Below are 21,462 nucleotides of genomic sequence, written 5' to 3' on the forward strand. Positions count from 1 at the left end.
AGCGTCCGGTCCTTGAGAACTCCACATCGTCTCGAAACGAACGAGTGCTTTTGATCCGCGGCGTCGTCAGCGCAGTTGGCGTCGTCGCAGGTCATGACCACTCGTCGACTGAGTGGTCTCCCCTGAACCACGCCGGCGTGGCCTCGTGCCCGCTCGGTTCCTGCCTCTACTCCCGAAGGGGGACCTTCATGCGTCTTGCGATTGGCGACGTGGTCCGTGATCGCAACGACATGGTGATCGGGACCGTCGCGAGTCTCGACACAAACGCCACCCGGCTCGTCGTCATACACGTGCCGGGCAGCACGCCACGCGTCACCGATGCCCGGGACCTGCAGATCGTGGCCCGCAACTCCTGCCCTCCGACGACACTGGATCGCCTCTTGGCCCTGTTCACGTTGGTCGTCGCTCTGCTGGCCGCGTACGTCGCGGCCCGCTCTGTCCTGGGGCTGGGAGGTAGTTGGCTGCTGACGTTCATGGCCGCTCTCGGCGGCTTCACGATGTTCGCTGTCGCGTACCACTGGGGGCTTCGCCTGACTGGGCCTCGACGCATCCGCATCTGAGCACCGCTCAAGCCGGTGCCGGTGGCCGCCGGGTCACATCAGCCCACCGCGCTGGCTTCCCCATCCCTTCCAGGAACTTGGAGAAGTCCATGTACTCGTACGTCGGTAACCAGCGGTTCCTCGGCTCCCTGGAGTTCGCCGAGCTCGCCCAAGGGTTCGACGACATTCAGGACGCGACAGCGCCGGACCTTCCTGACGATTTCCGGGACCTGTTTGTCGGTGAGGTCGGCGAGTCCGAGAAAGCCTTCGCTGCCCGAGCGGCGGCTGCTGAGGACGTGTTCGCCGAGCTGATCGAGATCAAGCAGGCGGACGAGAACGACTCGATCGCCGCCCTCAACGCGCTCTATGCGTCGAGCCTTATGCACGTGACGATGCTGCGACCCAACAGCCGTACGCAGATCGTGGGTTCGCCGCGGAAGGCAGCCTGAGCGTGGTTTTCGCGAAGGCTGAACAGACACCCCCACTGACCCAGGGCGAGAAGCTGCTCCTCGGCTTCGCCGTGGTTGCCGGGGTGGGCGTCGGGGGCCTCGGCCTCGCGTCCTCATACGACTCACTCAGCGGGGCAGCGGCCCGGTGGGGCTTCTCCGATCCGTGGATGGTGCCGGTCGGGATCGACGTCGCCATCCCGGTGTTCACCGCGGCTCGACTGCTGTTGATCCGACTGAACATGCCACTGGCCTGGGTGCATCTCGCACCGTGGGCACTGACGCTCGTGACGTGCTGGCTGAACATCGCGGCCGGCACGACGGTGTCCGCGAAACTCGCTCACGGCTCCATGCCGCTTTTGTGGGTGGGGCTGAGTGAGATCGCTGCTCACGTCTACGCCGTCCGTATTGGCGCGGCGACGGGTCGGCGGATGGAGCGCATCCGACGGTCACGTTGGCTGATCGCTCCTCGCACGACGCTCATGCTGTGGCGCCGGATGGTGCTGTGGGAGACCACCGACTATCGCAAGGCGCTTGCCCTGGAGAAACAGCGGCTGTTGGTCCGTGCGGAACTCCGTGAGGACTACGGTCGGGGCTGGCGAAGGAAGGCTCCGGTTCGGGACCTCGTCCTTCTGAAACTGGGCGAGCTGGCTCCCGACGGATTCGTCCCGACTGACGAAAGCGACGAGCCAGAGTCGGTTGATGAGTCGGGCGAGACGCGCAAGCCTCGTCGGCGACGACCGGCGAGGACCGACAAGAACAGCCCGCGCATGACGTGGGACCAGGCCCTCGCGAAGGCCCGCGAGAAGACATCGGACTGGCCGGCCGATCGCCTGGACGCCGAGCCGATTCGCAGAGTCGTCGGCTGCAGCCAGGACCGGTCGCGCCAGCTCCGGGACGCGCTCCGCGCCGAGCGCCAGGAGGCCGAAGCGCCGGCCGTCGGCGCGGGCTCCTGAAGCCCCTGGCGATCTATCTCATCTCAACTTTTCAGCACAGGGCCCGCCCGCTGCTTTGGCGGGTAGGGGCGGGCCCTGGCAATCCCTCCAGTCCAGGAAGGAAGTGTCAGTGAAGCACGAGGACCACGGAGATTCGGAGAACGAACTCTTTGAGCGCCTTGAGAAGGAGATGGGGGAGGCCGACTCTGGCGGGCCGGTACTCGACTTCCTCAAGCGGAGATCGGGACGCGGAGGTTCGGATGGTCGGCCCGACTCGGAACCGACCGACGTGGGCGACTCCGATCCGACCAGCACCACCAACGTCGACCGACCCGGCGGCCCTTCGGGCGTCGGCTTCATGGAACGGGTACGTGGCGCCAAGCGTCGCGCGGTCATTCCCGAGTGGGTCCGCTCGATCGAAGAGTTCAAGCAGGCGGGCAGGGGCGTCGTGGATTACGCCTGGCACATCGCCTCGTATCACGCGATCCGCACTCCGTGGTACGCGGCGAGGCTCCTCCTGCAGTCGCCTCGCGGAGCCGCTCGATTCATCGGGGACAGCCTGCGGTGGATGAAGGACGCCGAGGGTGACGTCTTCCGGAAGGAAGCCGCCGAGAAGGCCGACATCGACCGCTACCTGAAGCTCTCCCGCCAGCGTGACCGGCGGGTCCGGTGGCGGACGGTCGTCGGCGTCGCGGCTTCCATCATCGGATTGACCACGGCCCTCGCCCTGTACGTTTTGGCCCCGAACTGGCTGCTCCTCGCGGTTGGCGCGGCGGCCGGGCTCGCGCTGGGGTGGCTCGGGCAGGCAGCAGACGCCCCGGTTATCCACAGGTCTGTGGAGATACCCAAGGCGACGAAGCTCACCAGCGACATCGTGCTTCGGGCGCTCGGTTCCCTCGGGATCGCGGCGATCGGCCAGGCCCAGGCCAAGGGCGAGGAGGGCTTCACCTTCACCGCCCCGATCACTCGCGACGGCCCCGGCTGGATGGCGGAGGGCGATCTTCCGTACGGCGTGACTGTTACGGACGTCATCGAGCGGAGGCACAGGCTCGCGTCGGGACTTCGGCGGCCGCTTGGGTGCGTGTGGCCCGAGCCTGTGCCGGACGAACACACAGGTCGGCTTCGGCTCTGGGTGGGCGACCAGGACATGTCGCAGGCCGAGAAGCCCAGGTGGCCGCTCGCCGAGTCGGGGAGCGTCGATCTCTTCAAGCCCGTCAAATGGGGGACTGACCAGCGCGGACGCTGGGTCGGGCTCACCCTGATGTATATCGCGGGCATCATCGGAGCCGTGCCCCGCATGGGCAAGACGTTCCTGCTCCGCCTGCTTCTCCTCATCGCGGCGCTGGACGTACGAGCTGAGATCCACACGTACGACCTCAAGGGAACCGGTGACCTCGACAGCGTCGGCGACCGTGTTGCCTACCGGCACCGGGCAGGCGACGAGATCGAGGACATCGAGTACGCGGTTGCCGATATGCGGGAACTGCAGGGCGAACTTCGTCGCCGGGCGAAGGTGATCCGCTCGCTGCCCCGCGACATGTGCCCCGAGTCCAAGGTGACCTCAGAACTCGCCTCCAAGAAGTCCCTCGGGCTCCACCCCATCGTTGTTGGCGTGGACGAGTGTCAGATCTGGTTCGAGCACCCCAAGCACGGCGCCGAACTCAAGGAGATCTGCACGGACTTGGTGAAGCGCGGACCGGCGACCGGCATCGTCCTCCTGCTCGCGACCCAGCGGCCGGACAAGGACGCCATCCCCACGGCGATCAGCGCGAACGCCTCGGCCCGCTGGTGCCTCAAGGTCATGGGCCAGATCGAGAACGACATGGTGCTCGGAACCGGCTCCTACAAGCGCGGTGTCCGCGCGAACATGTTCGCCTGGGGCGACAAGGGCATCTGCTACTTCCTCGGCGAGGGAGCGGACGCCCGCATCGTCCAAGGGACCTTCGTGGACGCCGTGGTGGCCGACCGCATCGGCCTTCGAGCCCGCGCTCTACGCGAGCGCGCCGGCACCCTCTCGGGACACGCGCTCGGGGAGCAGCTGGAGAGGGCATCGGTCACGGTGCATGACGTCCTGAGCGACGTCCTCGCCGTCGTCCCGAGCGAGGAATCCAAGGTCTGGTCCGAGACGCTCCTCGCTCGGCTCGTCGAACTTCGCCCTGACATCTATGGCGAGTGGACGTTGGAACAGCTCGCTGCGGCACTCAAGCCGCTCGGCATCCGCACCGGTCAAGTGTGGGGCACCACTGGGAGCGGCAAGGGCGTCAACCGGCGCGGTATCAAGCGCGCCGACATCCTCAAGGCCGTCGCGGTGCGTGACGGGAACGCCGAAGCCGCGTAGCCGATTCGACCGCTGGACCTAGCAGGCACCCCTGCTAGGTCTAGCACCCCCGCTAGCGCCCCATATTGCCTCTGACCTGGGTTCTAGCTTCTAGCGCCACCTTCCGAGCACCTACCCAAAACCGCCCTGAGAGGGGTTTTGCATGCCCGCGTGGCTCTCGTACCTGCCCGGTCTCCTGTTCATCACGCTTTGCTACACGGCGATCTGTGCCGTGAGCCCGTTCGGAACCTGCCGCAAGTGCAAGGGCTGGGGCTCGAAGATCTCCGTCGGCCGCTTCTCCGGACGGTTGAAGCGAGGCCGCGAGTGCCGTCGCTGCCGCGGCTACGGATACCGGCTCCGCATAGGCCGCCACATCTACAACGCCACGATCCGCCTTCGCCGCGAAGGCAACCGCTGACCTTCCGAAAGGGGACCCCGTGGCCTTCTCCATCTCGGCCGTCGTGCTCTTCGGCTTCCTCCTGGGGCTGCTGATCAAGTTCAAGACCGTCGGCCCTGGCTCCGCCGTGGTCGGCGTGCTCTTCGGCTACTACCTCGCGAACAGCGGCGCCGCGTCGACCATCGACGACCTCATGTCGTCGCTCTCCCACACGATCAGCTCCTTCTGAATGCCCAGCTCGAACTCACCCCTGGGGGAAACCGTGTTGCACGCCAAGTCCACCGCCCCGCCCCGTATTTCGCTGATGGCCTCCGGCGAACTTCGCGACGCGCTCACCGCCGTCGAAGAGGGCAAGGGCCCTGCTGCGATCGCGGCGCTCATGGCCATCGACTCCGAGTCTTGGCAGGCGATCGAGCACCGGCTCACCGCTGTCATCGGCAGCGATCTTCGAGAGCTGCTCTTTGCCGCGACTGATCGCGGCTCCGATCAGTCGACCTTGGCCTGACGCATCTCCGTGGGTCTCACCCGCCAGCCGGTTGAGGCCTCGCGGAGGGACGGACAGACCGGCCCGCGCTCACCCTGAGAGGAACCTCGATGTCCGACACCACCCGAGTGTGGTTCCACGACCTGACTGAGAGCGTCTTCGCCGTTGGTGCCGCCGCTCGTGAGTACCGCACGGCACACCAGGCGGCTCAGGCCGCCGCCTGGCACTTCGAACCCGCTCGGATGGCCCCCGAGGACGGAGCCGTGAGCGTGGTCGGGCGGTACTTCAGTCACCCCCACCACGAGGCGCTCAGGTACCTCAAGGAGATCCAGGACTCCACGGAACTGCGGATCAAGCTGCGGTACGAGAACACCGCGCTGGCGTACGCGTACGGCACAGCCTGCGCCGTGGCGGGGGTCGTGAACGGTGAGCGTCCCCGGCACCTGGAGTTCGTGCGCCGTGATGGCCTCTACGAGCTGCCCACCGAGGCGCTGCCGAATTTTGAAGACGCACTTGCCGAGTGGTCGGGCGGCCCGAACCTCGTCGCGCTCGGCGAGATCCTCACGGAGCACGTACGCGCTCGCGACCTCGCTCGCGAATTCTCCTTCTACGAGGACTTCGCCGACTGCCACAGCCCTGAGGCGGCGGAGGCCTCGGAGTTCGCCGCTGGCCTGGCAGACGCCGCGTACGTCTACGGCGTAGCGGCCGAGCGTGCTCTTCAGTTCGTGCTCCTCAACCTGCAGAAGCACCACGTCGCCGAGGAGAGCAAGTGACCGACCCGAAGCGCCTCGCGCCCGAGGCGGCATACGCCGACGCCCCCACCATCGCGCAGGAACTTTGCCTGATCGCCGAGGCGTCCGACTCCCATCCCACCGACGTCAGCACGGACCGCGAGTTCCGCCTTCGTAAGGCCGCGCTCCTCGACCGTCTTGCCCTTCAGGAGCAGGCCCGGAACGGCAGGCTCGCCGCGGCGGACGCCGACGAGGCAGCAAACGTCGCTGCGGAATGGCTCGTCGAATACGACGTAGCGAACCGCAGCCTGAGCCGCAAAGGAATGGACCTGGTCCTCGCCGAGGACTACCGGGACTACGTCCGGGCGGAATACGCCGCCTGGGGTCCCTCGAAATCTCGCTGAATCTGCCCGGAGCAGCGGCCGACGGGTCAACGAAGCCCGCTGCTCCGGTCCTCCCCATCCCCTTCCAGGAATCAGGAGGTGCCTCAAGGATGCACCAGAACTCCTCTGTCCCGCTGCCGCGCGCCGCGCGCTGCGCGGCCGAGCGCGGATGGCACGTCTTCCCGCTCGTTCCCGGCACGAAGCGCCCTGCCATCCGTGCGTGGGAGCAGCGTGCGACCACGGACACCGAACGGATCGACCGTTGCTGGTTGACGGCGGACTGCAACCTCGGCATCGCGACGGGCCCGTCCGGCCTCGTCGTCGTCGACCTCGACGTACCCAAGCACGACCAGGACGTGCCCCCGGCCGGCGCTCAGAACGACGTCGTCGACGGAGCCGGTGCTTTGGCACTCCTTGCCGAGAGGCACGGTCAGCCGTGGCCCGGCAACACGTACACCGTGCGTACGCCGAGCGGTGGCACGCACCTCTACTTCGCGGCTCCGGAGAGCGCGAAGCTGCGCAACACGGCTGGGTCTCTCGGCTGGAAGGTGGACACCCGCGCGGCCGGCGGCTACGTCGTCGGTGCGGGCAGCACGGTGAATGGCCGGTCCTACACCGTCGTACGCGAGCGTGAGGTGGCCCCGCTGCCCGAGTGGTTGACGAGGCTCCTCACCCCTGCGCCGCTTCCGCTGCAGCGTCCGACGACTGTTCCGCTGGTCGCCAACGGCCGACGCGGTGCCTACCTGGCCGCCGCCGTTAACGCCGAGATGGCACGGGTCACCGACGCGTACGAGGGCAATCGCAACAACGCGTTGTACCAGGCATCGGTAGCCCTTGGGCAACTCGTTGCCGGGCATGAGCTCAGCGCGACGTACGTGTGCGAGCGGCTCACCGAGTCTGCCCTCTGTGTCCACCTGGACGAAGGCGCCGCGCGCCGCACCATCGCATCCGGCCTCCGCGCCGGCGCCCGGAAGCCGCGGACCTTCGGGCGAAGGGATGCGGCATGAACCTCAGTGTTCAGGACACGTACTTCGGCTGGCGCGGGCTGGCACACCGCTCCGACTGCAGGAGCCCCGCGTGGTCCGTCGACGTACGTGTGGACGAGGGCTTCCGCCCGTCATATGGAAGCGCGCTTGGACAGCACGTCTGCTCGGACGAGGACTGCGACCACAACAGCAGCTACACCCGTACGACGCTTCGTGTGATCTGCCCGTCCTGCCACACCGCGCACGTCATCCGTGGCGAGGCGATGACCGACGCCCACACCACGACGAAGGCTGTCGGCTTCGGCGAAGAACCGCGCAAGATCGCGGGCCTGCTCCTGTGGCCGGGGGGAGCCTGGTTCGACGGCGAGCCCCACGAGTGGATCGTCACCGGGCGGAAGATGGCGCGGGTCCAGCGGTCGGACGTGATGGGCCAGATCAGCGAGGGTCGAGGCCCGCGCGGCGGCAAGCAGGACGCGGCCGTGGCACTGCCCACGCCCGACGGCACATACGGCTTCGGCAAGGACCGTTGGGCCCGTGCCCGCAATGGCTTCAAGTCCCTTCCCGCCGCTGCGAAGTGGATCGCGGAACAGAACCACGAGGGTGTGGAGAGTAAGTGAGCGACAACCCGTACGACAACGAAGCGTCGCCCCATCTGAACTCCCCATACCCCGCCCCTGAGCCCCAGCCGTTGCAGCCCGCACAGCAGCGCATCCGTACGGCCTGGACCGCCGACGAGCTCATGAACATGCAGTTCCCGGATCCCAAGTGGGCGGTACCGGGGCTCATTTCCGAGGGAGTCAATCTCCTCGCTGGTCCGCCGAAGGTCGGCAAAAGCTGGCTCTCCCTCGGCCTGGCTCTTTCGGTCGCGGCCGGAGGCACGGCGATGGACACGGTTCCCGTGGACGGCGGGCCGGTCCTGTACCTCGCCCTTGAGGACACGCCGCGCCGACTGCAGTCGCGCATGGGCAAGATCCTCGGAGATAGACCGGCGCCCTCCACTCTCACGCTGGCGACCTCGTGCCCACCGATTCCGCAGGGCGGTGGCGAGCTCATCGGCCAGTGGTGCGAGCGCAACCCGGAGGCCCGCATGATCGTGATCGACGTGTTCGCGAAGATCCGCGGAACGTCGGCCCCTGGCTCGTCGGCCTATGACGCGGACTACGCGGCTGTAGGCCACGTGAAGCGGATCGCGGATCACTACGGCATCGCCGTGGTCCTGGTCCATCACGTCCGGAAGGCAGGTGCGGACGACTTCCTCGCGGAGGTCTCTGGCACTAACGGCATCGCGGGAGCCGCCGACGCCACTCTCGTGCTGAAGCGGTCCCGTGGGCAGGCCGACGGCGTACTGCACGTCACGGGCCGCGATGTCGACGAGTCGGAGTACGCGCTTCGCTTCTACTCGGAAGCCGGCGCCTGGCAGCTCCTCGAAGGACCCGCTACCGACCACACCATCGGTGACAGTCGGGCCACGATCCTGCGATACGTCCGAGAGCACCCCGGAACCAAGCCGAAGCAGATCGCCGAGGGAACCGGGCTGCAGTCCGATCTCGTACGGCAGACCTGCTCGCGCATGGCGAAGGACGTCCAGCTCATCCGCAAGGACGGGGGCTACGTCGTCCCCGGCGAGAACGGGGGACAGGCATGACCAGTCACACCAGTCACAGTGTCACCGCGGTCACCCTGTCCCAACTGCCTCAGCTCTACCGGCCATCAGAGATCGCCGAGGCGCTCGGGGTCTCCGAATGGTGGGTGAAGGAGCAGGCCCGACAGGGGCGCATTCCGTTCACGAAGCCCGGCGGTTCCTACCGCTTCACGGCTGAGCACTTCGAGGAAATCGTCAGGCTCTTCGAGGAGCGACCGGGACGAGTCCAGGTGCCGGCCCAGATGGACCCGTTCACACGCGCTCGCGCACCGAGGCGGATCGCCCCGACCGCTACACCGCGCCTCCGAGCAAGGAGGCCGCGCCGGGGTGTCCGTGCTGAGTCTGAAGCAGCAGTCGCCTGAGGGTGTGAAGAAGGAGTTGGTAAACGTGGGATACGGAGAGAAGCGCGGCAGCTACTACCGCGGTCGGTACTGGCTCGCTCCGGGCGTACTGCGCACGGTCGTTGACGACAACGGCCAGACGGTGCGGTTTACCACCAAGCGCGAGGCTGCCAAGGCAGCAAATGACCTTGAAGCCAAGGTCAGGGAAGGCAGTTGGCGAGACCCGAACGCAGGAAAGATCACCTTCGCCGAGTACGTGAACGAGTGGTACGCGGCGCAAGAACTAGCCGCGTCCACCATGCAGAACTACAAGCGTCACATCGAGGAGCATCTGCTCCCGGAGTTCGGAGAGGTCAACGTCTCAGACATCGAGCGTCGTCACGTAGGGGCCTGGGAGAAAAAGGAACGAGAGCTGTACGCGGCTTCGAGCGTGAAGACCTGGCACGGCACGCTGCACCTCATCATGGGCGACGCAGTCGAAGAGGGGCTTCGGGACAGCAACCCAGCGAGCAAGCGGCGGGGAAGGGGCAAGCGGGCCGGGCGGTCCCGCAATCGCGCACCGGAGAAGGCCGTGACGGACGCCCTCGGCATCTTGCTCATCGGCGAACGGATGTCCCTTCTCTCCGGCCGTGACGACGAGTTCGTGGCCACAGTCCTCAAGGGCTATACCGGCAAGCGCTTCGGCGAAATCGTCGGGCTGGAAACCAAGTTCGTTCGCCCTGGCTCGATTCGGGTGGAGTGGCAGCTGTACGAGCTGGACTCCGGCGAACTACACCGCTGTCCGCCCAAGGACGACTCCTACCGGGACATCGACACCCCGGAGTGGCTCGCTTCTCTGGTCCTGGACCACATCGGACGGACCAGGCCAGGCCCGTGCTCCTGCCACGGCTTCACCTACGTCTTTCAGGGGCTCAGGGAATCCAACGGGGCTGCCCGGCAGGCGGGCCCGAAGCTCGTGGACGTGGCTCGCCGTGCCGGGGTATCCACCGGCACGGTGTCCAACGTCCTCAACCGGCCGGCGGCAGTCGCGGAGTCGACGCGAATCAAGGTCGAGCTCGCCATGGCGGAGCTTGGCTACGTATACGGCGGCCCACCTGGAGAGACTGCCGCGCACTGGCGGCGCAATGGATTCGCCACTTGGTTGTTCCAGCCCGCAACAACGGGCTGGTACCCCAAGAAGGCACCGCAGGAGGCACGCCCGGCTCCCGTGATGGCCGAGCCCTGGCCTGGCATTCCGGTGCGCGGGCGGAATGCCTCTGGCCGGGCGGACGCGTGCTGGCTCCCGATCGCTAAGGGACTGACGCCGCATGGACTACGACATACGCACAAGACGGTCATGGAGGAGCTTGGGACCCCACCGAAGCTCATGGACGAGCGGATGGGCCACGAAGATGGTTCGGTCCAGGCGCGCTACACCCACATCACACCGGGCATGCGCCGGCGCCTGATGGATGGGCTGACCGAGCAGTGGGAGGCAGCCCTGGCCGTACGCGCTGCGCTATCTGCGAGCTCGCCGGTCGCTGCGCTTGATGAGCTGCTCAGGTCTCGCCGGTAGTCAGCGTCCAAAGCCAAATTCGCTGCATTTTCAAGCCATCATTCAGGCCCGACTCGCTAACAAGTGAGCCGGGCCTGATGTGCGTTACACGAGACCCAGCGTCGCGAAGCATGGCCCCACCACTCAGTTGGCTCACCGGTACTTAGCGGGTGCTGTCGTAATTTGGGCCACCTGGCCCCTCGTTCCCAAAAGTATCGGGAACTGGGTGCCTAGCAGATGGCGGCCCCAAGGCGCCGCTGAGTGGTGGGAGCACGAAAGCGCCCGACCGCTGGCGACGGGGGATGCACCAGCGATCGGGCTATGGCCAACGGTAACAAGGCTGTTCGAGTAAGGGGAGGCAACTACTCCGTCAAAGTGTGGAGTTGTGACCGGGATCACGTAGCGTGATCCGCAAGGGGAAGGTGATGAATCGCTACTCATCGCAGGGTGGCGCGTACGAGAGGCGAGGCAGATACTCCTGCCATTTTTCCTGAGTCAGAACGCCTTGAGTGGTTGAGCAAATCCGGCGAATCGCCTCGTCGGCGTCCAAGTTCCAAAGCCGGACCGTATCCGTACCGCTCGAAACTCCGAGCATCTCGCCCCTGGGACTGAACGACAGGAAGCTGCCCGTCTTGGCGTTGGGGCTCATGGATTGACCAATGGGGGAGGCGTCAGAGGGGTGGGCGACATCCCAGAGCCGGACCGTGTTGTCGTCGCCGCCACTCGCCAGAGTGCGACCGTCCCGGCTGAATGTCAGTGACACCACCGCGTCCGTGTGGCCCGCGAGCGAGGAGCCCAGCTGGGCTGCCTTGAGAGGGTCGGCGACATTCCAGAGGCGAACGGTGCCGTCGTCGCTGCCACTGGCCAACGTACGGCCGTCCGGGCTGTAGGCGAGCTCATTGATGGGGCCCAGATGCCCCCGGAGCGGCTTGCCGAGTCGGGCGGCATGGCGAGGGTCGGCGACGTTCCAAAGGCGGATCGTGCTGTCCGCGCTGGCGCTGGCCAGAGTGCGTCCGTCTTTCCCGAAGGCAAGGGAATTGACGTAGCCCTTGTGGCCCGTGAGCGGCGTGCCGAGCTTACGGAGACGTGACGGGTCGCTGACGTCCCACAACTGAATGGTGCGGTCCGTATCGGCGGTCGCCAGAGTGCGCCCGTCCGGGCTGAAGGCGAGCGCAGCCGCGAACCGCGTCCGCAGGGCCACAGGCGGCCCGTCGGGGACGGGATCCGTGGGATCGGAGACGTCCCACAGCTGCACTGCGCGGTTTCCCGTCAGTACTGCCAGTGTGCGGCCGTCGGGTGAAAACACCGGCGAACGCACCTCGCCGTCCCGGGGCTTGAACGGTTTACCCAACGCCACGGGCCGGTTGGGGCGCTCCACGTTCCATAGCCGGAGTTGCTCGTCGCGCGCAGCGGTGGCGAGCACCTTCCCGTCAGGGCGGAACGCTCCGATCCTGCCCACCACGTCCGACGTTGGTATCGACCACAGGCGGACCTTGTTGTCGCCGCTCCCTGTGGCGAGGGTTCGCCCGTCGGGGCTGAAGCCCAGGGCGTAGATCTCCCCGCTGCTGCCCGCGAGAGGCTCGCCGACCTGCGACGGATGTGCCGCATCGCGGACGTTCCACAGGCTCGCCGTGCTGTCCGCACTGGCTGCAGCGAGCATGGTTCCGGCGGGGTTGAAGGACACGGACCATACCGCGCCGGTATGGCCTGTGAGCGGTGCGCCGAGGGGTTTCGCATGGCGGGGGTCGCGCATGTTCCAGAGACGGATGGAGTTGTCTTTGCTGCCGCTGGCGAGAGTGCGGCCGTTAGGGCTGAAGGCCACTGAGTGCACGGTTCCCGTGTGGCCGGTCAGTACGTTGTCGACTGGCTTCGGGCGACGTGGATCTGCCACGTTCCACAGGCGGATCGTGCCGTTGTCGCCACCGGCCGCCAGTGTTCTGCCGTCGGGACTGAAGGCCACGGAGCGCACAGCTGCGGTGTGGCCGGTCAGCTTGCCGAGCGCCTTCGGTCGGCTCGGGTCGCTCACGTTCCACAGACGAACGGTGCGGTCGTCACTGGCCGAGGCCAGAGTGCGCCCGTCGGGACTGAAGGCGACCAGATAGATCGCACCCTTATGGCCGGTCAAGGGCGAACCCAGCGGGCGCGGGTGGCTGGGGTCGCGAACGTTCCACATCCGGACCGTGCCGTCGTCCGAAGCGGTCGCGAGGGTGTTGCCGTCCGGACTGAAGACCGCGCTGCTCACCCAACTCTTGTGGCCAATGAGGGGCTTGCCCAAGGGCTTGGGATGAGACCGGTCCGACACGTCCCACAGCCGCACGGTCCTGTCGTAGCTGGCGGTGGCCAGGAACCGTCCGTTCGGACTGAACGAAGTGAGGTAAACGGCGCCCTTGTGGCCAAGGAGCTGCGTGGCCAACGGCGCGTTCACGATCGAGAGCAGCCGGTTCTTCGTGTCCTCGTCATCAGGCCGCAAATCATGTGCCACCAGGTCGAGCTGTGCCGACAGCGACGGATCTGCGTCTTGGACACGATCAGCCTCGGCGACCACTTGCTCGAACACTGCATCGTCTCGTTGCTGCCACGCGACGACCGCGGAGACGACGGCCACCATGGCGAGAACGACCAGAACCGCCACTGCACCGCGGATGATCAGGACCGTGCGCCTACGGAGTCGGGCCGAAGCAGCCAGGAACTCCACCGCCCCCTTGGTCAGGAATGTGCCCCCGGCGGTCTTCCTCCAGGCACGGGCTTGCTCAAGACGGGAACCCCGGTAGAGCAGCGACGTATCGCGGCCGGAGTCCTCCCAGGTCCTGCCGTCTTCTTCAAGGCGCTGTCGCAGCAGGTTGTCGTTTCTGTCCTCGTCGATCCAGTCACGCAAACGGGGCCAGGCGTGGAGCAGCGCTTCATGTGTGATCTCCACGGTCTCGGCGTCGAGAGTCACCAACCGAGCACGCACCAGCGCTTCGAGCGATTCCTCGGTCTTACTGGGGTCCGTCGATTCCTCGGCCAGTTGCCGCCGCGCCCCTCGCCTGCGAGTGGCCTGCGTGTCTTCGCCGAGCCGGACCAGCCTGAGGAGGAGCAGGCGAGCGGCCGTGCGCGCGGCCGGGTCGAGGTCGGACCAGGCACGCTCGGCGCTGGCCGCGACCGCCCCCTGAATTCCCCCTGCCGCGCGGTAGCCGGCCAGCGTCAGCCTGCCCGTCTTCCGCCGCTGCCAAGTAGCGAGCAAGGCGTGGGAGAGAAGCGGCAGCACTCCCGCGTCGTGCGTCCCGCGGGGTCCGTCGGTGCTCACTTCCCGAACGATCAGTTCCGCAAGTCCCGGTTCGAGCTCCAGCCCCACGGCTTTGGCCGGGCCGGTCACGGCGTCGCGCAACTCCGTGGTGGTCAGTGGCCCGAGCACCATGTGCCGATGCTGCAGCGCATCGGCCAACTCGGGATACCTGAGGCACTGCTCGTAGAAGTCGGCGCGAATGCCCAGAACCACGAGCGCGGGAGCCGGCTCATCGGTGTCGCTTCGCGTGCTTGCGGCCTGGAGGAGCTGGATGAAAGCACGCTTGCTCGCCTCGTCGGAGGAGAGGGTGAACGTCTCCTCGAACTGATCAATGATGAGGACGGGGCGAGCGATCGAGGACGTCTGGCGTCGGGCCCAGGCTGTGACGGACTCTTTCACCGCCTTCGCGGAAAGCGGAGTGCCAGCCTCCTTCACCGCCGCTGCCGCTCCCGTTTCCTCGGCAGCGGAGACGGCATGCGCGAGCTCAGGTATCTGGCGGGTCAGCTCGGCGAGGGGGTCGCCTCCCGGCACGAATTGCAGCACCGGGCCAGGTTGGCTGCCCTCGTCGCTCAACACGCCGTTTTGCAGAGCGGGCACCAGGCCGGCGTTCAGAAGGGAGGACTTCCCCGCCCCTGAAGCGCCGACGAGCATGACCAGGCCGCCCGTCTTCTCTGCGGCACGCAGTTGAGCAACGAGGGCGTCTGTACTCCGCTCTCGTCCGAAGAACCACCGGGCGTCTTGCTGACGATACGAAGCCAGCCCTCGGTAGGGGCACACACCTTGGACGGCAGCCGGAGTGTCGGCCTGAGGCTGTTCCTGATCTTCTGCGGAAGCAGGGGCGGAGCGACCGTTGGCGGGGTCAGCCACCGCGCGCTCCCAAAGGAGCTGCCACTGGGCCATGTCGTACAGGCCAGTGGACACCGGCACGGGCTGCTCGCGACGTGCTTCAGGAAGCAGCACATGGAGCACCGCTGAGAGAGCAGCAAACTGGGCAGGCACGTTTTTGGCCCGGCGCCAGTCGCTGATCCGCTGTGCGGATACCCGTACGATCCGCCCGCGTTCGTCGACCCGCTGATGCCGGACGACGGCCTCGGCCACGCGCTGGAGGGGAGGATTGCCAGCTTCCTTGTACAGCAGCGCGAGACGTTCCGCGAAGGCTGTGCGTGCCCCTGAGTCGGGACTCAAGGCCTCCACCCCTTACTTCCCCCGCACGTGGACATCCGGACCGGAAAACTCACTTTATACGGCTGACCTGCGCTTACGGGGGCCGGACGTTGACGGAACCTCCTCTTCCAGCACCCCTACTGGCAGGATCACGAACCGGTAGCGAACCAACCGCGCAGCGTCAGGGCAGGTCATCAGCACGAGGTGACTCGCTGAGGTAGATCGCGACGCTGCACGTGCTCGGCTGGTTTTCGCCGATCACCTCCGGACCGTTGTCGCGTGGACTGCGGATCCGCCTTTCCTCGATCCGCGCCCTTACGCCGACATGACGCGGATCGATGCAGCCCGTCGTTCGGTACCGGTCCCCACAGGGGAGGGACCGGTACCGAAACGACGTGGCGAGGGCAGAGCCCGGGCCCGTAACTGACCTTCTGTCGCCAGCATGATCACTTGCCGCACCTTCGACAGTGCTGCGCGCCTTCATGCACGAGGTGCGGTGGAACGGGCTGGCCCCGCAGCGGCCCGACCTCGCAACACGCTCTCCAACTGTGGTGGTGGTCCCAGGGGCTCTGGACGGGGCCGTTCACCTGCGTTCATGGACGACCGGTCGTCTGGGCAGCTACCGCCTCCGGTCCCGTCTGAACGGCTGTGAATGGCGCTGAATGAGACGGAAACCGAGACGGCCGTCCGCTTCCACCGCGACCACGGGGACCACGCTTGGCTGCTGGTTGGTGCTGCTGTTTTTGGTCGTTGATGTCAGCGAGCCCGTGAGGGGCTGTGATCCACAATCGCACGGCGAGCAACGACGTCTTGCCGCCCAGCCCCACTAGTTCCGGCGCACGTCCCGATGCCCTTGCGGGAGTGCATGGTTGCTGGATGCTGGTCACCGATGAAGCTGTGCTGTCAACTGAGAGGTCGGCTAGCTCGACACTGTTCTATGGTGAATCGCCTCAGGCGTCGACTAGGGGGTTGCGATGTTGAGCGAGGTCTTGGCAGCCGTTGCGGCAGCGAGCGGGACAGCGGTGGTACAAGCAGCCGGAACAGACATTTGGATGGTTGTACGTACCCGGGTAGCGACACTGTTGGGTCGAGACAATGCGGCGCAGCAGGCTGCACTTGTACGGCTCGATCGGACCGTGACCGAACTCCAAGATGGTCGCCAACCTGATGAACAGCGGCAAGTGCGACTTGCGGAAGCGTGGCGAACGCGATTCGAGGACTTTCTGGAAGACCTTCCGCCCGAAGAACAGGAATGCGCGGCACAGGCACTCCGAGACATCGCCGCACTGGGAGCGTTGGGGCAGAGCAACACCTCGTCTGGTGATCAAGGGCTAGCAGTGGGCCGAGATCTTCATGTACAGGCAGAACACAGTTCCGTAGCCGGCGGGGTCCTGAATGTGGAGGGCGGTTTGAGCCTCACAAACCCTCCTTCGCCGGAGTCGGGCAAGGGTTAACCGTCTCCGGTAAATCACAAAGCCATCATATTTCAGCAGAGACCTCCGTGATTGCTAGTAACGGGGGCCTTGCAGCTGGAAGTATCGGCCAGCTATTCTTATCTCCACAGTCGCAAGCAGCGGAAAATTCACCCATTCTGATCGGCAGTCCACCAAGGGAAGCCGACTGTTTTCAAGAGAGAAGCGAAGTTGAGCGACTAGCTCAAGCGTTTATAGCGACTGATCCATCGACAAAAATTTGTTTGCTGGTTGGCGCTGGCGGGATGGGTAAGTCACAGCTCGCCGCCCACTATGTGCGGACTTCCCTGACCCAGCGATCAGTTGATGTCGTTATCTGGGCTTCGGCTAATAGTCGAGAGTCAGTGCAATCTTCTTACGCCAAGGCTGTTAACGCGCTCACGGGAGAAGATTCCAGTGACACGGAAGGTGCTGCCACACGCTTTCTAGCCTGGACGCACACCACTGATCGCAGATGGTTGGTGGTGTTGGATGGCCTGAACGCCCCCTCCGCCCTCAGGGGACTTTGGCCTCCCGAAAGCAAAAGCGGGAAGGTCTTGGTGACAACCCGACGAAGGGACGCGGCCCTCTCTGGTACTCGATGGTGTCGCATTCCTGTCGGACTCTTCAAAGCGAACGAGTCCGTGAGATACCTCACCGACAAACTCCGTGCCGGGGGGCGCGCGGTGGACCGCAAAGAACTGAGATACCTGGCCGAAGATCTAGACCATTTGCCTTTGGCGCTAGCTCAGTCTGCCGCGTACTTGGTTGACTCGGGTCTCGACTGTTTCCAATACAGGGAAGCACTCACTGATAGGCGTCGATCACTGCAAGAACTATTACCAGATGCTGAGAGCTTGCCTGACGACCATAATGACATCGTGACGGCTACTTGGTCACTCTCTGTGGAACAAGCAAATTCTCTTGTCCCGAACGGACTAGCTCGCCCAATTCTCAAAATTGCGGCCGTGCTTAATCCTGACGGCTGCCCAAGACGGGTATTCACTACTTCCACCGTGCGCAAGTACGTAGAAACCTGCAATGACGATGCAGGGGATCAGCCGATCACCGAGGCTCACATAAAAGCCACATTGCGTAACCTGCACAAGCTAAGTTTGATCGATGACGATGCGTCTGCCGCGGCCGACGCGGAAGTCCGAATGCATGCTCTTGTGCAGCGGGCAGTTGCCGAATCGCTGACAGACGAGACATACGGGCAGGTCGTACAAGTGGCCGCAGATAGCCTACTCGAATTGTGGCCAAATGGTCGGGTGCAGTCAGACCTGGTACATGCGCTGAGGTCGAATACCGAATTCATGCTTAATGGCTGCATGCCCCAACTGCTCTCTGATGGCTGCCACGAGCTTCTGTACAGGCACGGTGAGAGTCTTACGGCAGCTGGCCTAGCGGCAACTGCCGTTGAGCATTTCGTCACGTTGCGCACCAGTATCGAGGAGTCCGATCCGGATCATCTCGATATCGCTTTCCTGACGCTGTCACTGGGTGACGCGCTTGAGGAAGCGGGTCGGTTCTCTGACGCGTTGAAGGAGTATCGACAGCTTCTTCGGGACGAGCTAAATCGACGCGGTAGCGATGATGAAGGTGCCCTACATGTTCGTAGCGTCTTGGCTGAATGCCTGGGGCGTGCTGGCGACGCTAAAGGGTCAGTCCGTGCATTCGAGGAACTGCTAAGAGACAGAGTGCGAATCCATGGCCCAAGTCACGAACTTTCCTTCGATACGCGCCGCCGTCTGGTAAGTGCACGGAGTCACGCCGGGGACGTCGCTGGAGCTATTGCTACGTGCCAAGAATTGCTGGCAGATGAATTACTGGTACGCGGGCGAGATCATCCACATACTCGGCACACTCAAATGCACCTTGCTGACGAGATAGGCGCTTCTGGTGATGTGGATGGCGCGATCGAAATCCTAGAGACTTTGCTCTTGCAGGTTACCCAGATGTATGGCGGGAACCACGAAGAGACATTTTCGATTCGCCATAATCTCGCACATTGGTATGCTGGTGATGGTCGCTATCAAGCGGCGATTGAAATCATCCGCGTTTTGCTTGAAGACGAGAAAGAGGCTTTAGGGGAAAGTCACCCAAATATACTGGACTTGCAGAGTCATCTTGCCGACTTTATCGGTGCGGATGGCAACCCAGAAGAGGCGCTCCTAATCAGCCAGGAAATCCTTGAGTTGCACCTATCGGAGCGCGGTCGCGAGCACCCCGATACGCTGGATGCCAGAGGATTGGTTGCCCATTGGAAGGGGCGGTCGGGTGAATTTGCTGAGGCGGCCCAAGAATATATGCTGCTTTTGAAAGATTGCGAGGCAATCTTGGGTCCTGACCACATTATGACGGTTAGAATGATTCAGCACCTAGCGTCAGCGCTGCGCCAGGTTGGGGATATGTGTGGGTCTTTGCTCGCTTTAGAGAGACTTGCCTCAGATAGAGAGCGAATTCACGGATCTGATGATCCGAGAACGCTGGAGGCTCGCGACTATCTAGCCTACCATTGCCTTCTGATTGGAGAGGATGAGAAGGCGCTGAAGGCTTTTAAGGATCTCCACACTGATCAGGTTCGCCTTCTCGGTGAAGACCATCCGCAAACGCTTCACTCACGCGAGCACATTGAGGAAATGGAGAGTTAACTCTAGGCGTAACCCGCGTTCGGATTGGCCTGGGAGCCGACCGCCCCAGCCACGATGTACCCATTCTCTGAGGTCAGTTGGCCGCCAGCTCTTGTCGCGCGGCCTGGTGGACCGGGCCGGAGCGGGGCGGATACAGGAGCGGCGGCCCGGGGAGCCGGGCCGCGCGCGGGGAGCGGAGCGAGCCGCCTTGAACCAGTAGAGAAGGTTGTAACTGAGTTGGTGGTGTGGGTTGGTGGTACTCCGGTATTGGAAGCCGAAGCTGTTCTCTTACGCTGGTGCCATGGATTGGCTTCCTCTTGCGAGCGCGGCCCTGGGAGGCGTGATCGGCTCGGGATCGACCTTGCTGGCGGACCGGCTGCGATGGCGCCGTGAGCGCGAGTTGCGTCAAAGCGACCTTGCCCGGGAGGCGGTGGAGCGCCAGACAGCCCTCCGCCGCGAGACCTACACGCAGTACCTGGCCGCGTTGTCCAAAGCGCGCAACGGCCTGCGCGAAGTGGCCCACGCCCCGACGCTTTCTCACGATGAGCGGGTCGACAAGCTGCGGGAGCTCTTCCTCTCATCAGGGGCATACGAGCTGCGCTTTCAGATGCAGCTTTCTGCCTCGACTGATCTGGTCGACCTCGCTGAGGCTGCTTACAAGTCGCTGAGGATCCTCAGGACCCGCATCGAGGACGGTGCCATGTTCAGCGACGGGCTGTACCTCGCGGCGCGCGATGCCTATCACGGCGCTTTGCGCGACCTGCGTGCCGGCATGAGGGACGAGCTTGGCGTTGATCCCATCTGACGTGCACGGTCTGCGAGTGGAAGGAATGCACTGGCTGATCGCCCATGTGATGCGAGTGCCCGCGTCAGCGATCGATGTCGTGCGTCGGCCTGGCCCGCCGAGCAGCCACCGCAGGATGCCGTGAGCGTTGCCTGGCCGATTCCGGTCGGGTCTTTCGTCTAGCGTTCGCACCAAAGCCGCGGGTGAGTTCGTTGCTCAGCCTGCAGCTCTCCCGGTGCTGCCTCTACGACGAGTTCCGCGGCGCCTGTGCAGGCGGCCAGGCTGTCGTGCACCACTTGATCAAGTAGAGAGACTCGTAACGCCTCGCAGGCCGTGGGCGAGGTGGCTTGTCGAGAGTCGGATCTTGCCGCCACTCCCCGGAGCCGGGGGTTTCCTTGATCCACTCCCCGCTCACTCCCCAAGAGGCCCCAGACAACAAATCAGGCCCGGCTTCCATTTCTGGAAACCGGGCCTGACCTGCTGTTTCAGCTGTCGGGGTGGCGGGATTTGAACCCACGACCTCTTCGTCCCGAACGAAGCGCGCTGCCAAGCTGCGCTACACCCCGATGTCGTTGCTCCACCTGCCCGCATTGCTGCTGGCCGTGGCGACATCGATTACTTTAGCGGACCGGCGCCCGGAGACGAAATCCGGTTTTCGCGGGCCGGGGTTCCGGGCCCGCGGCGGCGCGGGCCCGGGCGGAGTCGGTCCAGGGCGACCAGGAGCAGGGCCAGGGCGTAGAAGGCCAGGCCGAGGACGGCGGCGTTGACGAGGACACCCGCGTAGCCGTGGGCGTCGACGTCCAGGAACGGGTAGGGGTAGCGCGCCGGTGAGCCGGGAGCCATGAGCGCCCCGCGGATCAGGGCGAAGCCCAGGTAGGCGAGCGGGTAGAGCAGCCACAGCGCCGCGTGACGCCAGCGGAGACCGCCGATCGAGGTGGCGCTCCAGGCCAGGGGCGCCAGGGGCGGTGTCAGCAGGAGCCAGTCGAGGAGCGCCCCGATCGGGGTCACGGTGTGCAGCAGGTGATTGGCGAGGGAGCGCCAGCCGGAGAGCGAGCCGACGTCGTCCGTCATGGCGAAGCCGCTGGAGCCGTTGGCCAGGACGAAGTGGTAGACGAGGCCCGTGATCGAGATGAAGAGAAGCGTGCCGCCGGTCACCACCGGAGGCAGCGCGCGCCGGCCCTGCCACGCCCGGCGTGCGCCGAGCGCGAAGACCACCGCCACCAGGATGTTGCTCTGAATGGTGAAGTAGCTGAGCACGCGCAGCGGGCTGCCGACGGCCAGGTCGATGACGATGCCGGTGACCGCGGCCAGGGCGATCAGCGCCCGGAAGGCCGCGGTCACCGGGCGGCACACTCCGGGCAGCGTGATGTCGGTCGGGGCGTACGACGACGTTGTCCGCGCGATCATGCCCCCACGCTAAGCACCGTTCC

The 21,462-nt window shown here is 65.2% G+C and carries 18 protein-coding genes, 1 tRNA gene and 1 pseudogene; 17 read left to right on the forward strand and 3 right to left on the reverse strand.

Annotation, left to right across the window (positions count from 1 at the left end):
- The first annotated feature begins 188 nt into the window (after window positions 1–188).
- From AB0I66_RS26945 to AB0I66_RS27010, 14 genes are all read left to right on the forward strand, one after another.
- Window positions 189–560 (forward strand): hypothetical protein, encoded by a 372-nt coding sequence (locus AB0I66_RS26945; RefSeq protein WP_363210509.1) that lies wholly within the window; start codon window positions 189–191, stop codon window positions 558–560.
- 89 nt (window positions 561–649) lie between these two features.
- Window positions 650–988 carry a hypothetical protein gene (locus AB0I66_RS26950; protein WP_363210510.1) on the forward strand — a complete coding sequence of 113 codons (339 nt, stop codon included), beginning with the start codon at window positions 650–652 and terminating at the stop codon, window positions 986–988.
- Between the two features lie 2 nt (window positions 989–990).
- Window positions 991–1,941 (forward strand): DUF2637 domain-containing protein, encoded by a 951-nt coding sequence (locus tag AB0I66_RS26955; protein ID WP_363210511.1) that lies wholly within the window; start codon window positions 991–993, stop codon window positions 1,939–1,941.
- 169 nt (window positions 1,942–2,110) lie between these two features.
- On the forward strand, window positions 2,111–4,258 hold the full coding sequence (locus AB0I66_RS26960; RefSeq protein ID WP_363210680.1) for a cell division protein FtsK: 2,148 nt from the start codon (window positions 2,111–2,113) through the stop codon (window positions 4,256–4,258).
- 142 nt (window positions 4,259–4,400) lie between these two features.
- On the forward strand, window positions 4,401–4,655 hold the full coding sequence (locus AB0I66_RS26965) for a hypothetical protein (protein ID WP_363210512.1): 255 nt from the start codon (window positions 4,401–4,403) through the stop codon (window positions 4,653–4,655).
- Window positions 4,656–4,674: 19 nt separating this feature from the next.
- Window positions 4,675–4,863, forward strand: coding sequence for a hypothetical protein (locus tag AB0I66_RS26970; protein ID WP_363210513.1), 189 nt, complete (start codon window positions 4,675–4,677; stop codon window positions 4,861–4,863).
- Between the two features lie 33 nt (window positions 4,864–4,896).
- A complete protein-coding gene (locus AB0I66_RS26975) occupies window positions 4,897–5,139 on the forward strand; it encodes a hypothetical protein (RefSeq protein WP_363210514.1) in 243 nt (80 codons plus the stop codon).
- Window positions 5,140–5,228: 89 nt separating this feature from the next.
- Window positions 5,229–5,891 carry a hypothetical protein gene (locus AB0I66_RS26980; protein ID WP_363210515.1) on the forward strand — a complete coding sequence of 221 codons (663 nt, stop codon included), beginning with the start codon at window positions 5,229–5,231 and terminating at the stop codon, window positions 5,889–5,891.
- Window positions 5,888–6,253 carry a hypothetical protein gene (locus AB0I66_RS26985; RefSeq protein ID WP_363210516.1) on the forward strand — a complete coding sequence of 122 codons (366 nt, stop codon included), beginning with the start codon at window positions 5,888–5,890 and terminating at the stop codon, window positions 6,251–6,253. Before AB0I66_RS26980 ends, AB0I66_RS26985 begins: the two co-directional genes overlap by 4 nt.
- 89 nt (window positions 6,254–6,342) lie before the next feature.
- Window positions 6,343–7,239, forward strand: a complete 897-nt coding sequence (locus AB0I66_RS26990) for a bifunctional DNA primase/polymerase (protein ID WP_363210517.1) — start codon at window positions 6,343–6,345, stop codon at window positions 7,237–7,239.
- Window positions 7,236–7,835, forward strand: coding sequence for a hypothetical protein (locus AB0I66_RS26995; RefSeq protein ID WP_363210518.1), 600 nt, complete (start codon window positions 7,236–7,238; stop codon window positions 7,833–7,835). Before AB0I66_RS26990 ends, AB0I66_RS26995 begins: the two co-directional genes overlap by 4 nt.
- On the forward strand, window positions 7,832–8,863 hold the full coding sequence (locus AB0I66_RS27000) for an AAA family ATPase (protein ID WP_363210519.1): 1,032 nt from the start codon (window positions 7,832–7,834) through the stop codon (window positions 8,861–8,863). The genes AB0I66_RS26995 and AB0I66_RS27000 overlap by 4 nt, the downstream gene beginning before the upstream one ends.
- Entirely contained in the window at window positions 8,860–9,222 is a 363-nt protein-coding gene (locus AB0I66_RS27005; protein WP_363210520.1) for a helix-turn-helix domain-containing protein, read from the forward strand. Before AB0I66_RS27000 ends, AB0I66_RS27005 begins: the two co-directional genes overlap by 4 nt.
- Before the next feature lie 25 nt (window positions 9,223–9,247).
- Complete coding sequence (locus AB0I66_RS27010) at window positions 9,248–10,756, forward strand: LacI family DNA-binding transcriptional regulator (RefSeq protein WP_363210681.1); 1,509 nt, start codon at window positions 9,248–9,250, stop codon at window positions 10,754–10,756.
- Window positions 10,757–11,168: 412 nt separating this feature from the next.
- Here the strand turns inward: AB0I66_RS27010 and AB0I66_RS27015 are convergent, their stop codons facing one another.
- Window positions 11,169–15,194 (reverse strand): WD40 repeat domain-containing protein, encoded by a 4,026-nt coding sequence (locus AB0I66_RS27015; RefSeq protein WP_363210521.1) that lies wholly within the window; start codon window positions 15,192–15,194, stop codon window positions 11,169–11,171.
- 1,471 nt (window positions 15,195–16,665) lie between these two features.
- On the opposite strand from AB0I66_RS27015, the pseudogene AB0I66_RS27020 reads away from it, so the two are divergent.
- From AB0I66_RS27020 to AB0I66_RS27030, 3 genes and pseudogenes are all read left to right on the forward strand, one after another.
- A pseudogene (locus AB0I66_RS27020) lies at window positions 16,666–17,247 on the forward strand (NB-ARC domain-containing protein); the annotation flags it as partial.
- Between the two features lie 225 nt (window positions 17,248–17,472).
- Entirely contained in the window at window positions 17,473–19,269 is a 1,797-nt protein-coding gene (locus AB0I66_RS27025) for a tetratricopeptide repeat protein (RefSeq protein ID WP_363210682.1), read from the forward strand.
- Window positions 19,270–19,549: 280 nt separating this feature from the next.
- Complete coding sequence (locus AB0I66_RS27030) at window positions 19,550–20,053, forward strand: hypothetical protein (RefSeq protein WP_363210522.1); 504 nt, start codon at window positions 19,550–19,552, stop codon at window positions 20,051–20,053.
- A gap of 471 nt (window positions 20,054–20,524) precedes the next feature.
- Here the strand turns inward: AB0I66_RS27030 and AB0I66_RS27035 are convergent.
- Both AB0I66_RS27035 and AB0I66_RS27040 read right to left on the reverse strand, forming a co-directional pair.
- Window positions 20,525–20,598, reverse strand: a tRNA-Pro gene (locus AB0I66_RS27035).
- Between the two features lie 49 nt (window positions 20,599–20,647).
- Entirely contained in the window at window positions 20,648–21,439 is a 792-nt protein-coding gene (locus AB0I66_RS27040) for a Pr6Pr family membrane protein (RefSeq protein WP_363210523.1), read from the reverse strand.
- Between the last annotated feature and the right edge of the window lie 23 nt (window positions 21,440–21,462).

Source organism: Streptomyces sp. NPDC050439, assembly GCF_040655335.1.
In the GTDB taxonomy this organism is placed as follows: domain Bacteria; phylum Actinomycetota; class Actinomycetes; order Streptomycetales; family Streptomycetaceae; genus Streptomyces.